Here is a 15,626-nt window from a genome sequence, read left to right as displayed (position 1 = left end):
GGAGGCGTCATGCTTACCGGGCTGCTTCCGGCGTAAAATCCACAAAGCGCGATCCCTGGTAACGCAGCACGCCTCTGTCCCCCACCGACAGTGCATTATATTGCTGCGCCTCGAGGCGAAAACGCATCTCCAGCCCGCCGGTTTGCGGTTTAAAACTCACGTCATAACGCATGGCGGTTCCCGCTGGCGTAACCTGTTGCTGGCGAGAACGACGCGGATTAAGCGGTTTTTCCCGCTTGTTGCTCACCACCACACTTTTTTGCTGTTGCGGCGCACTATCGTTTTCGGCGTTTTCGCGCCGCTGCTGTACAAAGCGGAAAGCGGCAAAAACCACAATCAATCCAACGACGATAATGAAAAAAAGCGGGGGTTTACTCATGGCGAATACCTGTCGGAAAAAGCGGAATTGAGCTTATCGCGGCGGAAATAGCGTTGTCATCCTCCTTTTCCCGCCACTACACTGAGTAAGAGAGATTTACGCAACAATAACAGATACAGGGACTTAATTATGCTGTGGTCATTTATTGCTGTCTGCCTTTCCGCCTGGTTATATGTCGATGCTTCGTATCGTGGCCCGGTCTGGCAGCGCTGGGTTTTCAAACCCGTTACGCTCTTACTCCTGCTGTTACTGGCCTGGCAAGCGCCTATGTTCGATGCCATTAGTTACCTGGTACTGGCGGGTCTGTGCGCCTCGCTGGTTGGTGACGCGCTCACCCTGCTACCGAGGCAAAAACTGCTCTACGCCATCGGTGCGTTTTTCCTCGCGCATCTGCTCTATACCATCTATTTCGCCAGCCAGATGACGCTCTCGTTCTTCTGGCCGCTGCCGGTGGCGTTGCTGATTATCGGCGCGCTGTTGGTGGCCGTGATCTGGTCGCGCCTCGAAGAGTTGCGTATGGCGGTCTGTACCTTTATCGCCATGACGCTGGTAATGGTGTGGCTGGCAGGCGAGCTGTGGTTTTTCCGTCCGACCAGCCCGGCATTGTCGGCTTTCGTTGGCGCATCGTTGCTGCTGATTGGCAACGTGGTCTGGTTAGGTAGCCACTACCGCAAACGCTTTAGCGCCGATAACGCCATCGCCTCCGCCTGCTACTTCGCCGGTCACTTTTTGATTGTCCGTTCGTTGTATATTTAAAAGGCTTGACTCTGGAGTCGACTCCAGAGTGCATACTCCGATTAATGAGAAAATTATCATTCACCGGAGGATGCTATGCCAACCCCCAACACATCGCCTGAGTTGAAAAAAGCGCCGCAATTCGCGGCGGTTAAACTGCGCCCGATAGAAGAAAAAACCGCGTCCTGCTGCGCCGACGACCACTGCGAAGAGCGCGAAATACCTGAAATTGCTGCCGAGGGCGAACGCTATAGCTGGCAAGTCTCCGGCATGGATTGCGCCGCCTGCGCCCGCAAAGTGGAAAATGCTGTGCGCCAAGTTGAAGACATCGGCCAGGTTCAGGTCACCTTTGCTACCGAAAAACTTATTGTCATTGCGCAAAAAGATGTGCGTGAGCGCGTAGAACACGCCGTGCAACAGGCCGGGTATCAACTGCGCAGTGAAAGTGCACCTGCGCCAGAAACCTCACGGCTGCGCGAAAACCTGCCGCTTCTCATCTTAATCACGATGATGGTGCTCAGTTGGGGACTGGAACAGATTAACCACCCGTTCGGCCAGACGGCGTTTATCGCTACTACGCTGGTCGGGCTGTGGCCGATTGCCCGCCAGGCGCTGCGCTTAATGAAAAGCGGCAGTTGGTTCGCCATCGAAACCTTAATGAGCGTGGCAGCCATCGGCGCGCTGTTCATTGGCGCGACGGCAGAAGCAGCGATGGTGCTGCTGCTGTTTTTAATTGGCGAGCGGCTTGAAGGCTGGGCCGCCAGCCGTGCGCGGCGCGGTGTCAGCGCGTTAATGGCGTTAAAACCGGATACAGCAACTCGCCTGAGCAACGGCGAGCGCCAGCGTGTCGCGGCAAGCGAGCTACAACCGGGTGATGTTATTGAAGTTCCGGCGGGCGGACGTTTGCCTGCGGATGGTCGGCTGGTCTCGGCATTTGCCAGCTTTGATGAAAGCGCCTTAACGGGCGAATCCGTGCCGGTTGAGCGCACACAAGGTGAAAGCGTGCCCGCAGGTGCCACCAGCGTTGACCGTCTGGTGCAGCTTGAAGTGGTCTCTAAACCGGGTGAAAGCGCGATTGACCGCATTCTGAAACTGATTGAAGAAGCAGAAGAGCGCCGCGCGCCGATTGAGCGTTTTATTGACCGTTTCAGCCGTATCTACACCCCGGCCATTATGGCCGTGGCGCTGCTGGTCGCCATCGTACCACCGCTTTTGTTTGCGCAACCGTGGCTGGCGTGGATCTACAAAGGGCTGGCGTTGTTGCTGATTGGCTGTCCGTGCGCGCTGGTTATCTCCACGCCAGCGGCGATCACCTCTGGCCTTGCGGCAGCGGCACGTCGCGGCGCGTTGATTAAAGGTGGCGCAGCGCTAGAGCAGCTCGGCGACATTCGTCAGGTGGCGTTTGATAAAACCGGCACGCTGACCGTCGGCAAACCGCAAGTCGCCGCGATCACGCCATTAGCCGGTACAGAAGAAGCGGAATTGCTGGCGCTCAGCGCCGCTATTGAACAGGGCTCTACCCACCCGCTGGCGCTGGCCATTGTGCAGGAAGCACAGCGACGTAAGCTGATGATTCCTGAAGCAACAGAGCAGCGCGCGCTGGCGGGTAAAGGTATTGAGGCGAATATCGCCGGGCAGCGGGTGCTTATCAGCGCGCCGGACAAACTGCCGCAAGGTGCACTTCACGACACCGTGTTGGCACAGATCGCGCAGCAGGAAAGCCGTGGGCAAACCGTGGTGGTGGTGCAGCGCGACGGCGAGGTTATCGGTTCCATCGGCTTGCAAGATACGCTGCGCGACGACGCCAAAGAAGCCGTTGCCGCCCTGCATGCACTCGGCGTACAAGGCGTGATCCTCACCGGCGACAACCCACGCGCCGCAGCGGCGATTGCGGGTGAACTGGGGCTGGATTTTCGCGCCGGGTTGCTGCCGGAAGATAAAGTCGATGCGGTACGCGCGCTCAACCAGCAAGCGCCGCTGGCGATGGTCGGTGACGGCATTAACGATGCACCCGCGATGAAAGCCGCAACTATCGGTATCGCAATGGGTAGCGGGACAGATGTGGCGCTGGAAACCGCCGACGCCGCGCTCACGCATAACCGGCTGGTCGGCCTTGGGCAGATGATTCACCTGGCGCGCGCCACGCACAGCAATATTCGCCAGAACATCGCCATGGCGCTCGGCTTGAAAGCGATTTTTCTGGTGACAACGCTGCTGGGAATTACCGGTCTGTGGCTGGCGGTGCTGGCAGATACGGGCGCAACGGTGCTGGTAACAGCCAACGCGCTGCGCCTGTTGCGCACCAAAGATTAATGGTTCTTACGCACCAGATAACGGTACGGCAGTGATTCGGTTTGCCCGGCGACCAGCTCATGTTCCATAAAACGGCAAAAGCCGGGAATATCGCGGGTAGTTGCCGGATCGTCGGCGATAATCAGCAACGTTTCGCCAATTTGCATATTGCGCACAGTTTTGCGCACCATCATCACCGGCTCCGGGCAGCGTAAGCCCTGAGCATCCAGCGTATGGTCGGCGGTGGAAAACGGATCGGTCATCTTCATCTCGCAAGGGAAAAAACCGCATTAGTTTACGCCGCCTTTTTTGTGACGCAAGCGAGGTTAACGATTGCGCTAAAATTAACCATTGCATCCCACTCAGATTGCAGTATTATGCGGCGGCTCTGCTTGTCAGAGCATAAAAAGTACTGGGTTCCCTCACCCCATTTACCAAAAAGGTCACAATATGACGCATTTTTCAAACGCGCAGCGCATGAAGGCGCTGTTCTGGCTTTCGCTTTTTCATCTTCTGGTGATCATCTCCAGTAACTACCTGGTACAGTTGCCGGTTTCCATCTTTGGTTTCCATACCACCTGGGGCGCATTTAGTTTCCCGTTTATCTTCCTGGCAACGGATTTAACCGTGCGTATTTTCGGCGCGCCATTGGCCCGGCGAATTATCTTCGCGGTGATGGTGCCTGCGCTATTAGCCTCTTACGTCATCTCCTCACTGTTCTACATGGGCAGTTGGCAAGGTTTCGGCGCGCTGATGCACTTCAATTTGTTTGTCGCCCGTATCGCCACCGCAAGCTTTATGGCTTACGCACTGGGGCAAATTCTCGATGTGCATGTCTTTAACCGCCTGCGCCAGAATCGCCGCTGGTGGCTCGCGCCCGCCGCATCCACCGTGTTTGGTAACGCCAGCGACACCGCTGCGTTTTTCTTTATCGCTTTCTGGCACAGCCCGGATGCCTTTATGGCGCAGCACTGGACGGAAATCGCGCTGGTGGATTACAGCTTCAAAGTGCTTATCAGCATCGCTTTCTTCCTGCCGATGTACGGTGTGTTGTTGAATATGTTGCTGAAAAGACTGGCAGACAAATCTGAAATTAGCGCGTTACAGGCGAGTTAAAGGTACGGCTTATCAGATGTGATAAGATGCGCCGATGAGCCGTTATGGCTGTTTATTGAAAGGAAGAAGTCAATGCGCAATCTGGTGAAATATGTCGGTATCGGCCTGCTGGTTGTTGGGCTGGCTGCCTGTGATAACAGCGACAGCAAAAAGCCCGTTCAGGGCGCTGCCGCCGAAAGCAACGCCAGCGGTCAACCGGTAACCCTGCTCGACGGTAAACTCAGCTTCTCGCTGCCTGCAGATATGACCGATCAGAGCGGCAAACTGGGCACGCAGTCCAATAATATGCACGTATATTCCGATGCCACCGGTCAGAAAGCGGTGATTGTGATTGTCGGCGACAATACTACAGAAGAGTTAAGCGCGCTGGCAAAACGTCTGGAAGAGCAACAACGCAGCCGCGACCCGCAGTTGCAGGTGGTCACTAACAAATCCATCGAATTGAAAGGCCAGACTCTGCAACAGCTCGACAGTATTATCTCTGCCAAAGGCCAGACTGCCTGGTCTTCTGTGGTGCTGGGTAAAGTTGATGACAAACTGCTGACCATCCAGGTGACGCTGCCAGCGGATAACCAGCAGCAAGCGCAGACCACGGCGGAAAACATTATCAACACTATCGTGGTGAAATAAGGCCGCGCAGAACATGAAAAAGGGAACCTGAAGGTTCCCTTTTTACTATTCGCTCACCACCGGCTTGTACTTCAGCCGCCAGGCCAGCAGTAAGGCTGTTATCACCAGTCCTGCCGCGGCGAAATAGATAGCCGAGACACCCGCCCATGCCATCAGCAACCCCGCCAGCGGCCCGGTTATCCCCAGCGATAAATCCATAAACACCGTGTACGTTGCCAGCGCAGAACCCTGGTTTTGCTGCGGCACCGCTTTGACTGTGACCACACCCAACGCCGGGAATACCAGCGAGAAACCGGCCCCGGCGAGGAATACGCCGAGCTTCGCCATCCACGGCTCCACGGCCAGACCAACCAGCACCAGCCCAAGGGTTTCGACCACAAAACAGAGCATCGCCACATTTATACCGCCGAAGCGATTAATTCCATTCGGGAACAGCAGACGCGCGCCAACAAAGGCACAGCTAAAAAGGGTGAGAGCAAACGCCGCATCTTCCCAGCCTTTGGCATCGTAATAGAGGGTAATAAACGTGGCGATGACGCCAAAACCAGCAGTACCCAGCGCCAGCGCCATCCCGTACAGCCAGACGCGCCCCAGCACGGCACGAAATGGCAGCGGCTTGCCTTTACTGCCTTTCACCGCCGCCCGTGGCAACGCCAGTAGTATTGCCAACAGCGCCACGCCCATAATTGTCAGCGAGAGCCCCTGCAGTCCGCCGTACTGATAACAGACCACACCGAGCGGTGCGCCGATTGCCATCGCGCCATAGGTGGCGATGCCGTTCCAGGAAATCACCCGGCCGATGTGTATCGACCCCACCACACCCACACCCCAGAGCGACGCACCGGTTCCAGCGAAACTCTGACCGATACCGAGAATCACGCGCCCCAGACACAGCAGAAGTAAACCCGGCACGCTCGCCGTACCGCCTACGCCCGCCAGCAGATAACTCAGGCCGCTGAGAAACGCGCCGCACAAACCAAAGATCACCACTTTTTTCGGCCCCAGCAGATCGGCATAGCGCCCGGCATGTGGACGACTCAGCAGCGTTGCGAAGTATTGCAGGCTAATCACCAAGCCTGCCCAAAACGCGCTATAACCCATCACGTCATGGACATAGCCGGGAAGCACCGCCAGTGGCAGGCCAATGGTGAGATAACTGGCGAAGTTAAACATAACGACGGACAAAATCCGCAGATTGAGGCGCAATCCGCTTAGCGCCGGTTGGGCGGCGTTTTCAGGCATCGAGTTTTACTCAGGTTTTCACAACAGAGTTTCACTATTACCACGTGATGAAACAGAAAGCAGCATTCACTTTAAGAATATCTCTGGCGGGCGAAGGTGCGGCGGGGCACTACACTTAACGGGCCGATAACAAAAGGAATTTACCATGACACATCCTCAACCCGATCGGGCGGGTTTACATATTCTGTTAAAGCTGGCTTCGCTGGTGATTATTCTGGCCGGCATTCATGCTGCGGCCGACATTATTGTGCAGCTTCTTCTGGCGTTGTTTTTCGCGATTGTTCTCAATCCGCTGGTCACCTGGTTTATCCGGCGCGGTATTTCGCGCCCGGTGGCGATCGGTATTGTGGTGCTGGTGATGCTGGTTTTTCTCACCGCGTTACTCGGCGTGCTTGCCGCGTCAGTCAACGACTTCATGACGCTGCTGCCGAAGTACAACCGTGAATTCACCAAGAAATTTATGCAGTTACAGGATGCGATGCCGTTTCTTCGTTTGCATATGTCGCCAGAACGTATGCTGCAACGGATGGACTCCGAGCGGCTGATGGGCTTTGCCACGACGATGGCGACCCAGCTCTCGAACGCAATGGCCAGCATTGTTCTGCTGGTGATGACCGTGGTGTTTATGCTCTTTGAAGTGCGCCATGTGCCTTATAAGCTGCGCTTTGCGCTGCATAACCCGCAAATTCATATCGCCGGGCTGCACCGCGCGCTGAAAGGCGTTTCCCACTATCTGGCGTTGAAGACTTTGCTGAGCGTGTGGACAGGCCTGATCGTCTGGGTCGGTCTGGTGTTTCTGGATGTACAGTTTGCGCTAATGTGGGGCGTACTGGCGTTCCTGCTGAATTACGTGCCCAATATCGGCTCGGTAATTTCCGCCATTCCGCCAATGATCCAGGCGCTGCTGTTTAACGGCACTTACGAATGTTTGCTGGTGGGCGGCCTGTTCCTTGTGGTGCACATGTTGCTTGGCAACATCCTGGAACCCCGCATGATGGGCCACCGCCTAGGGATGTCGACGCTGGTGGTGTTTTTATCCTTATTGATTTGGGGATGGCTGCTTGGCCCGGTAGGAATGCTGCTGTCAGTACCGCTAACCAGCGTGTGTAAAATCTGGATGGAAACCACCACCGGCGGCAGCAAGCTGGCGATTTTACTGGGGCCAGGCAGACCGAAAAGCCGCCTGCCGGGATAAAACACCTACCAACCGGGGTAGTTTTATATCCGTAATCATAACTGTTAGAATTAAGAAAATAAAAACGCCCATCTGATTGTGGGCGTTTTTATTTTCAAATCTTGAATGAGATAAATCGCGAAAATTTACCTTAAGATGAGATAATAAATATAACAAACATATAACGACGTTAAATAGCTAAATATTAACCAAAGCGCTATGTGGTTATCTGATCTACTCATCAATTCGGTTATCGATTTCTAATAAAAGCTACCGTTGCGCAAAGCATAATGGTATTTTACCATCCGCGAATTCATTCTCGTTCTGTCAATTCATATGATTCCATCATAAAAATCAAGGTGGTACCATTTACATTCAGAACAACGTCATTATTTCGCTTTAGTTTGCGTTATTAAATGTGTCACCAATCTTATATTTATTTGATACGGAGTTCTCATGAAAAAGATTGTTCAGTTACTGACTGCGATTGCTGTCGTAGGTGCGCTGACGGGTTGCGCGCGTACTACCAGTATTCATAATATTAACACCCCGGTCAGTGCAGGCCATTCTCAGGCGCAGGTACGTGCTGCCATTCTGAAAGCCGGCCAACAACGCCAGTGGATCATGACTGATGCAGGCCCGGGCGTGATCAAAGGTCGCATGCAAAGCCGCGATCATACTGCAGAAATTCGTATTAACTATTCTGCAAATAGCTATTCAATTAACTATGAAAACAGTATGAATCTGAAAGCCTCAGACGGTAAAATTCATAAGAATTACAACCGCTGGGTTAACAACCTCGACAAAGATATTCAGCTGAATTTAGCATCAGGTGCTGCGCTTTAATTGTCATCCGGCCTAAAGTCGGACCGGGAACGGTCCGATAATCAATGTGCTCTTAATTAAGGTTGTGCACACCATGTATGAACAAGATCCCTTCAGCGCGCTGGAAGCGATAACTGAAGCGCAGCGTATTGCCTTTGCACCCATGTTATTTCAGACTGCGGTTTGTCTGCGTAAATTTGGGTTGCTGGAATTCCTGGATAAGCAAGGCAAGCAGGGCGCAACACTCGATGAGATTGTCGAAGGCTGCGAAGCTGATGCCTATGCCGCCAGCGTATTGCTTGATATGGCGCTGAGTGGACGGATTATCACCCACAGTGAAGATCGTTTTTATATCGCGAAGATAGGACATTTCCTGCTGCACGATCCGATGACGCGGGTCAATATGGATTTCTCGCAGGATGTTTGTTACCAGGGGCTGTATTTCCTGGAGGATGCCTTAAAAGAAGGCAAACCCGCAGGGTTGCGTGTATTTGGCGACTGGCCAACGATTTATCCGGCTTTATCGCAATTGCCCAACCCGGCACGGGATAGTTGGTTCGCGTTTGATCACTATTATTCCGATGCGGCATTTACGGCGGCTCTGCCACATATATTCGCCAGCCAGCCTGTAAGCCTGTACGATGTCGGCGGCAATACCGGAAAATGGGCGATGACTTGCTGCAAATATGATGCAAATGTCACGGTAACCCTATTAGATTTGCCTGAACAAATTGCACTGGCGCAGAAAAATGTCGATGCCGAAGGCCTCTCATCACGGATTCACTTTCATCCAGTCGATATGCTTAGCGAAGCGCCGCTGCCTGGTGAAGCGGATATTTGGTGGATGAGTCAATTCCTGGATTGCTTTTCTCCAGAACAAATTGTTGGCATCTTGAGTAAAATAGCTGGGGTCATGAAGCCGGGTGCCAGACTGTGTGTTATGGAATTGTTCTGGGACGCCCAAAAATTTGATGCTGCTGCCTTCAGCTTGAATGCAACGTCACTATATTTTACCTGTATGGCGAACGGTAACAGTCGTTTCTACAGCGCGGAGAACTTTCTACGCTACCTGGAAATGGCCGGATTCAGCATTGAAAAACGCCTCGATAATCTCGGGGTGGGACATACCTTATTGATATGTCTTAAAAAATAAGACAGGGCGGCGACTGTGCCGCCATGATGCCTTACCGGCATCATTGGAAAAACCGTTTTTCGCGGATACGCGTTGATGAAATTTGCACTAAACATTACGGATTGGTTGGCCAGAGCGCCAGGTCTGAGCGAAACGACACAGTGGCAGCAATGGTCGCTGGGTAGTGGCGCTATTGATCCTGCACTTGCGCAGGCGAAACTCGCCGCGCTGCCGATGATGACCGCGCGTCGCCTCAGTTCAGGCAGCCGACTGGCTGTTGAATGTGGCATAACGCTGATGCGCCAGCATACGGTGGATGCCGTTGTGTTTAGCAGCCGTCATGGTGAACTGGAACGCAACTATCGCATTCTTCAGGCGCTGGCGGCAGACCAGGATATATCCCCTACCGATTTTGCTATGTCGGTGCATAACTCCGCGGTGGGTAACCTCACTATCGCCATGCAACAGCCGATTGCATCCTCCTCTGTTTCAGCCGGGCTCGATACATTTCAGCAAGGGCTGTGTGAAGCGATCTGTTTCTTACAGGCGGGCTATAAACGCGTATTGATGGTGGATTTCGACGGCACGCTTCCGGCGTTTTATCACCCAAGATTGCACCCGGATATGCCCACCTGGGCCTATGCGGTTGCGCTCGTTATCGAAGCGGGCGATACCTTACAGTGCGTCAGCGAATCCGCGATATGGAACGGTGAACCCCATTTGCCGCAAAGTATGCAGTTTTTGCAGCATTATCTGCTTAATGAGTCTGAATTCAGCATTGCCGGCGAGCGTCTCAACTGGCGCTGGAGCCGTGCATGAGCCGCATTAACTGGCTATGGCGTTTACTCATGACTGGGTTGTGTTTTGCACTGTTCGGCATTGGTGGTTTGTTGCTGTCACTGGTGTGGTTTAACCTGCTGATCCTCGTGGTACGTAACAAAGCAAAGCGACGCATGTTGGCGCGCTGCAGCATTGCTGCCAGCTTTCGCCTGTTTTTAAACACCGCAAAGTTGACTGGCGCGCTGGATTACCGAATTGAAGGGATTGACGCGCTGCGCGGCGAGCGCGGTTGCCTGGTCATTGCCAATCATCCCACCTTGATCGATTACGTTCTGCTGGCCTCTGTGATGCCCGAAACAGACTGTCTGGTCAAAGGCGCCCTGCTCAATAACCCCTTCGTTAGCGGGGTGATTAGAGCGGCAGATTATTTGATCAACAGCCAGGCGGATACGCTGCTCTCCGCCTGTGAAGAGCGCCTTCGGCACGGCGAAACTATTTTAATTTTCCCGGAAGGAACGCGTACGCGTCCCGGCGAAAAAATGACACTGCAACGCGGCGCGGCGAATATTGCCGTGCGCTGCGGTTGTGATTTACGCATCGTGGTTATCCACTGTAGTGAACATCTGCTGGACAAACACAGCCGATGGTATGACGTCCCACCATGCAAGCCTCTCTTTACCGTTAAGGTGCGGGAGCGCGTGGCGATAAAACAATTTTATGATGCGGAATCGCAAGAACCGGCACTGGCGGCAAGACAGCTCAACCGGCATCTTCTGCATCAATTAACATCAGGTTTTGCACCTTTTTAGGAACGGATGATGCAACAGCTCTATCTTGAAATTAAAAATCTTATTATCAGCACTTTGAATCTGGATGAACTCAGCGCCGACGACATCGAAACCGAGAGTGCACTCTTCGGGGATGGGTTGGGGCTGGATTCTATCGATGCGCTCGAACTTGGTCTGGCGATCAAAAATCAATACGCGGTGGTGCTTTCAGCGGAAAGCGAAGAGATGCGCCAGCATTTCTATTCTGTCGCCACGCTGGCATCTTTTATTCAGGCCCAACGCGCATAAAAACGGATACGCTATGACCGAGAAAAACGAAATTTATCAGGAAGTTTCCGCTCTTCTTATCAAACTTTTTGAAATCGATCCGCAGGATATTACTCCCGAATCTCGCCTGTACGAAGATCTGGAGCTCGACAGCATTGATGCTGTCGACATGATTGTGCATCTTCAGAAAAAGACCGGTAAGAAAATCAAACCAGAAGAGTTTAAAGCAGTGCGCACCGTACAGGATGTTGTCGATGCGGTAGAGCATCTGCTGCGGGAAGAATAAGCCACCGTGTACGGACCTCGCCTGGAAATGGGCCTGAAACTGCTCGCCGCGTTATTGATGCTCTGTTGGCCTTTTGTGATCGGGTTCGGCCTTGCGCATAACATTCTGCACTGGCTGCTCCCTTTGATGGCCGTCATGTTGCTTTTCCGTTTGCGGCGAGCCCGTCAGGGGCTTGCGCCGATGCGCTTTGTCACGCGCAGCGTTGCCCTGACCGGTATCGCGCTGTGCGCGGCAAGCTGGCTGTTGAAAACGCATCAACTCCTGCTCTATTACCCGGTCGCCGTCAGTTTCATCATGTTACTGGTATTTGGCAGTTCACTGTGGAGCGCAATGCCGCTGGTTGAGCGTCTGGCTCGCCTGCGCACCCCCGATCTTCCTAAGGAAGCCGTACGCTATACCCGCCGCGTGACGCAAATCTGGTGTGTTTTTTTCGTATTGAATGGCGGGATCGCGCTATTTACAGCGCTGTATGGCGATATGCGTCTGTGGACGCTCTGGAATGGCATGATCTCCTACCTGCTGATGGGTTTGTTAATGGCAGGTGAATGGCTGATACGCCGCCAGCTGATAAAACGAGAGATGCAATGAAAACCCTTCCTTTCGCCGACTGGCTAAGCCATTCGCGGGCCAATGATACTCCCATCGCCTGGCTTGGCGTTCGGACGTGGACGCTGGAAGACCTGCGCAGCGATGTCGCTCAGCTTATGGCATGGCTACAGACGCAGGACGATGAACGCTGGGCGCTGTGCTTTGAAAACAGCTATCTTTTTATCGTTGCGCTGCTGGCCACGCTGCATGCCGGGAAAACACCCGTTATTCCAGGACACTGCCGAGAAACATTGCTGGCCGAGCAAAAAACGCTCTTTCAAGGAGTACTCAGCGATCAGCCCTTATGCTGGGAAGGCCCACATTGTGTAGTAAAGGCGAGCGCGCCACGCGCCGCGAAAGATCCCGTGTTTCCGCCCCTTCGCGAAGGGGCGTTTATCGAACTGTTTACCTCCGGTTCGACCGGGCAGCCGCGCCGGGTTGTCAAACCGATCGCCTGTCTCGATCGCGAAGCAACGCTTCTCGCCGCGCGTTTTAGTGACCAACTGGCGGGCTGTCGCGTCGTAGCTTCGGTCGTGCCGCAACATTTATACGGGCTAACCTTCCGCATCTTTCTGCCAATGTCGCTTGGGCTGCCACTTCATGCTGCAATGCTCTATTACGCAGAGCAACTGGCTGCGCTGGAAAGCCATCATCACTATGCGTTTATCAGCAGTCCCGCTTTCCTAAAACGCCTTGATCCCCGGCTCACACCGCCGCCGATGGCAATCATTCTCTCGGCTGGCGGTATGCTGCCGTGGTCAGATGTACAGGGAACCGCCGCCTGGTGCGGTGTTCAACCGGATGAAATATACGGCAGTACCGAAACAGGCATTCTGGCCTGGCGGCATCGCCAGCAAGATAGCATCCCGTGGAAACCTTTTCCGGGGGTTTCGATAGTGCCGGAAGGTGGCGCATTTCGCGCATATTCGCCGATTATTCCTGAACCGGAAGGCCTGTTGCTTGATGATAACCTGATCTTCGATAACGGCGGGACATTCCACATCGCCGGGCGTCGGGGCCGCGTCGTTAAAATCGAGGAGAAGCGCATCTCGCTCAGCGAAATTGAAAAACGCGTGCTGGCGCTGGAGGGCATTCGGGATGCGGCGGCTCTCCCTGTCTCCCGTGGCGGGCGCCAGGGGGTCGGCGTGCTGTTGGTGCTGGAAGAAGAGGCACGCCGTCAGTGGCTTAATTGTGACAACAAAGCAATGGAGCTTGCCTGGCGAAGAGCGCTAATTCCCTGGCTGGAGCCAGTGGCGGTGCCGCGTTACTGGCGCATCCTGGAAGAAATCCCCGTCAACAGTATGAACAAGCGTGTTTATGCTCAACTACAGGAGTTTTTTCATGAAACCTCATGAAATTGCACACCGTCTGGTGTCACCGACACACGCTGAAATCGATATCCAACTGGAGACGGACCTGTTCTGGTTCCGCGGACATTTCGCGGTTCAGCCGTTGTTGCCGGGCGTAGCGCAGCTTGACTGGGTGATGCATTACGCCACGTTAATACTCGTCCCCGGCTACCGCTTCCACAGCATTCAAAACGTTAAATTCCAGGCCCCATTGCTGCCGGGAAACAGAGTTACGTTGCAACTCGACTGGCAGGAACAGAAGCAGCAACTGAATTTCAGCTACCTGCGCCATGAGGGCGAAGAACGCCATACCTGTAGCAGCGGGAAAATTCGCCTATGTCAGTAACCTTTAATCCTTGCGTGGTCATTCCTTGCTATAACCACGGCGCAATGATGCCGCGCGTGGTTGAACGCCTGCAACCGACAGGCCTGCATTGTTTTATCGTTGATGATGGCAGTGATGAGGCAACGCGCCGGGTGCTGGAAACACTGGCCGCAGGAAATGAAACACTTACCCTGACGCGGCTTACGCAAAACGTCGGTAAAGGCGAGGCGGTGATCGAGGGTTTGCAAAATGCCTCCCGCGCGGGTTTTACGCACGCCGTGCAGGTCGATGCTGACGGGCAGCATGCCATCGAAGATATTCCCAAATTACTGGATCTGGCGAGGCAACATCCGCAGGCGCTGATTTCAGGCCAGCCTGTTTATGATGACTCCATTCCCCGTTCGCGGCGATATGGCCGCTGGGTCACTCACGTATGGGTGTGGATAGAAACATTGTCTTTGCAACTGAAAGACAGCATGTGCGGTTTTCGCGTCTACCCCATCACCTCCACGCTACGGCTTGCTGAACGTGTCACGCTGGGTAAGCGTATGGATTTCGACACAGAAGTGATGGTTCGCCTCTACTGGCAGGGAACTCCCAGCTACTTTGTCCCGACACGCGTAACGTATCCGCAGGACGGTCTTTCTCACTTTGATGCGCTGAAAGACAATGTTCGCATCTCGCTGATGCATACCCGCTTATTCTTCGGCATGCTGCCGCGCATTCCTTCCCTGCTGTTTCGCCGCGCTGATACGCACTGGGCGCAGCAGCACGAGAGGAAGGGATTATGGGGTATGCGCTTTATGTTACTGGTCTGGAGAGTGCTTGGACGCCGAGCATTCTCGCTGCTGCTCTATCCTGTTGTCGCCGTCTACTGGCTTAGCGCCGGTAACGCGCGGCGGGCATCTCAGCTCTGGCTGGCGCGTGTGCGCACCAGCCAGGCGCTGCGCGGACTGCCGTCACCAGCAAAGCTCAGTAGCTATCGCCACTTTCTGCGTTTTGCCGAAGCCATGCTGGATAAAGTGGCAGGCTGGCGCGGCGAACTCCAGTTAGGCCATGACGTTGAATTCGCACCCGGCGCTGAAGTCGCGATGGGGCTGGACGATAACAACGGCAAGCTCTTGCTGGCATCACATCTTGGCGATGTTGAAGCCTGCCGCGCGCTGGCGCAATTACATAACAGCAAAGTGATCAATGCGCTGGTGTTTCATGAAAATGCACAGCGTTTTAAACAGATCATGCAAGAGATGGCTCCCGAAGCCGGAGTACACCTTATCCCGGTAACACATATTGGCCCGGATACCGCCATGCTGCTGAAAGATAAGCTCGATCGGGGCGAATGGGTGGCCATTGTCGGCGATCGTATTGCGGTTAACCCACAGCGCGGCGGCGACTGGCGGGTGTGCTGGAGCACGTTTATGGGCCACGCCGCCCCCTTCCCGCAAGGGCCATTTATTCTGGCAGCGGCGCTGCGCTGCCCGGTGCTGTTAATGTTTGCCTTGCGTCAAAACGGCAAATTGCGCCTGCATTGCGAACATTTTGCCGATCCGCTGCCCATGCCTCGCGCAAACCGACAAGCATCGCTGCAAGCGGCTGTCGACAACTACGCTGCACGCCTTGAACACTACGCACTGCAATCACCACTCGACTGGTTTAACTTTTTTGATTTCTGGCGGTTGCCTGACCACGCACCGCAAGCCACGGATAAGGAGTAACAG

General features: G+C 54.2%; 17 protein-coding genes and 1 pseudogene. 15 read left to right on the top strand and 3 right to left on the bottom strand.

Going from position 1 to position 15,626, the window contains the following annotated elements; genetic code table 11:
* Positions 1–13: 13 nt before the first annotated feature.
* Complete coding sequence (locus tag E0L21_RS21770) at positions 14–379, bottom strand: DUF2500 domain-containing protein (RefSeq protein ID WP_131413181.1); 366 nt, start codon at positions 377–379, stop codon at positions 14–16.
* A gap of 129 nt (positions 380–508) precedes the next feature.
* On the opposite strand from E0L21_RS21770, the gene E0L21_RS21765 reads away from it, so the two are divergent.
* Complete coding sequence (locus E0L21_RS21765) at positions 509–1,135, top strand: lysoplasmalogenase (RefSeq protein ID WP_131413179.1); 627 nt, start codon at positions 509–511, stop codon at positions 1,133–1,135.
* A gap of 75 nt (positions 1,136–1,210) precedes the next feature.
* Entirely contained in the window at positions 1,211–3,427 is a 2,217-nt protein-coding gene (gene zntA / locus E0L21_RS21760) for a Zn(II)/Cd(II)/Pb(II) translocating P-type ATPase ZntA (RefSeq protein ID WP_131413177.1), read from the top strand.
* Here zntA and tusA read toward each other — a convergent pair.
* Entirely contained in the window at positions 3,424–3,669 is a 246-nt protein-coding gene (gene tusA / locus E0L21_RS21755) for a sulfurtransferase TusA (protein ID WP_131413175.1), read from the bottom strand. The two genes, zntA and tusA, sit on opposite strands and share 4 nt — an antisense overlap.
* Before the next feature lie 187 nt (positions 3,670–3,856).
* Here tusA and E0L21_RS21750 point away from each other — a divergent pair, with 187 nt between their 5' ends.
* Both E0L21_RS21750 and E0L21_RS21745 read left to right on the top strand, forming a co-directional pair.
* Positions 3,857–4,522: a 7-cyano-7-deazaguanine/7-aminomethyl-7-deazaguanine transporter gene (locus tag E0L21_RS21750; protein WP_131413173.1), complete on the top strand. Its 666-nt coding sequence runs from the start codon at positions 3,857–3,859 to the stop codon at positions 4,520–4,522.
* A 72-nt stretch (positions 4,523–4,594) separates the two neighbouring features.
* A complete protein-coding gene (locus tag E0L21_RS21745) occupies positions 4,595–5,152 on the top strand; it encodes a DcrB family lipoprotein (RefSeq protein ID WP_131413171.1) in 558 nt (185 codons plus the stop codon).
* A 45-nt stretch (positions 5,153–5,197) separates the two neighbouring features.
* On the opposite strand, the gene E0L21_RS21740 is transcribed toward E0L21_RS21745, so the two are convergent.
* Positions 5,198–6,394 (bottom strand): MFS transporter, encoded by a 1,197-nt coding sequence (locus E0L21_RS21740; RefSeq protein WP_131413169.1) that lies wholly within the window; start codon positions 6,392–6,394, stop codon positions 5,198–5,200.
* 145 nt (positions 6,395–6,539) lie between these two features.
* On the opposite strand from E0L21_RS21740, the gene E0L21_RS21735 reads away from it, so the two are divergent.
* The 11 genes and pseudogenes from E0L21_RS21735 (at position 6,540) to E0L21_RS21685 (ending at position 15,623) form a co-directional block, all read left to right on the top strand.
* Positions 6,540–7,589, top strand: coding sequence for an AI-2E family transporter (locus E0L21_RS21735; protein WP_131413167.1), 1,050 nt, complete (start codon positions 6,540–6,542; stop codon positions 7,587–7,589).
* A gap of 435 nt (positions 7,590–8,024) precedes the next feature.
* Positions 8,025–8,414 (top strand): hypothetical protein, encoded by a 390-nt coding sequence (locus E0L21_RS21730; protein WP_131413165.1) that lies wholly within the window; start codon positions 8,025–8,027, stop codon positions 8,412–8,414.
* Positions 8,415–8,487: 73 nt separating this feature from the next.
* Positions 8,488–9,546, top strand: a complete 1,059-nt coding sequence (locus E0L21_RS21725) for a methyltransferase (RefSeq protein ID WP_131413164.1) — start codon at positions 8,488–8,490, stop codon at positions 9,544–9,546.
* 75 nt (positions 9,547–9,621) lie between these two features.
* Complete coding sequence (locus tag E0L21_RS21720) at positions 9,622–10,344, top strand: beta-ketoacyl synthase chain length factor (protein WP_131413162.1); 723 nt, start codon at positions 9,622–9,624, stop codon at positions 10,342–10,344.
* A pseudogene (locus E0L21_RS21715) lies at positions 10,323–11,143 on the top strand (lysophospholipid acyltransferase family protein). The gene E0L21_RS21720 and the pseudogene E0L21_RS21715 overlap by 22 nt, the downstream one beginning before the upstream one ends.
* On the top strand, positions 11,124–11,381 hold the full coding sequence (locus E0L21_RS21710) for a phosphopantetheine-binding protein (RefSeq protein ID WP_131413160.1): 258 nt from the start codon (positions 11,124–11,126) through the stop codon (positions 11,379–11,381). Before E0L21_RS21715 ends, E0L21_RS21710 begins: the two are co-directional and overlap by 20 nt.
* A gap of 13 nt (positions 11,382–11,394) precedes the next feature.
* Entirely contained in the window at positions 11,395–11,646 is a 252-nt protein-coding gene (locus E0L21_RS21705; RefSeq protein WP_131413158.1) for an acyl carrier protein, read from the top strand.
* Between the two features lie 27 nt (positions 11,647–11,673).
* A complete protein-coding gene (locus E0L21_RS21700; protein ID WP_131413209.1) occupies positions 11,674–12,234 on the top strand; it encodes a COG4648 family protein in 561 nt (186 codons plus the stop codon).
* Complete coding sequence (locus E0L21_RS21695) at positions 12,231–13,589, top strand: class I adenylate-forming enzyme family protein (protein ID WP_131413156.1); 1,359 nt, start codon at positions 12,231–12,233, stop codon at positions 13,587–13,589. The genes E0L21_RS21700 and E0L21_RS21695 overlap by 4 nt, the downstream gene beginning before the upstream one ends.
* The gene (locus E0L21_RS21690) at positions 13,576–13,929 is read left to right on the top strand and encodes an ApeI family dehydratase (protein WP_131413154.1); all 354 of its coding nucleotides are present in this window, start codon (positions 13,576–13,578) and stop codon (positions 13,927–13,929) included. Before E0L21_RS21695 ends, E0L21_RS21690 begins: the two co-directional genes overlap by 14 nt.
* Complete coding sequence (locus tag E0L21_RS21685; protein ID WP_131413152.1) at positions 13,920–15,623, top strand: glycosyltransferase family 2 protein; 1,704 nt, start codon at positions 13,920–13,922, stop codon at positions 15,621–15,623. Before E0L21_RS21690 ends, E0L21_RS21685 begins: the two co-directional genes overlap by 10 nt.
* The last annotated feature ends 3 nt before the right edge of the window (positions 15,624–15,626 follow it).

Source organism: Kosakonia quasisacchari, assembly GCF_004331415.1.
GTDB classification, from domain to species: Bacteria; Pseudomonadota; Gammaproteobacteria; order Enterobacterales; family Enterobacteriaceae; genus Kosakonia; species Kosakonia quasisacchari.
The sequence above is the reverse complement of the archived record's forward strand: the minus strand, read 5'-3'. Positions and strand labels throughout refer to the sequence as shown.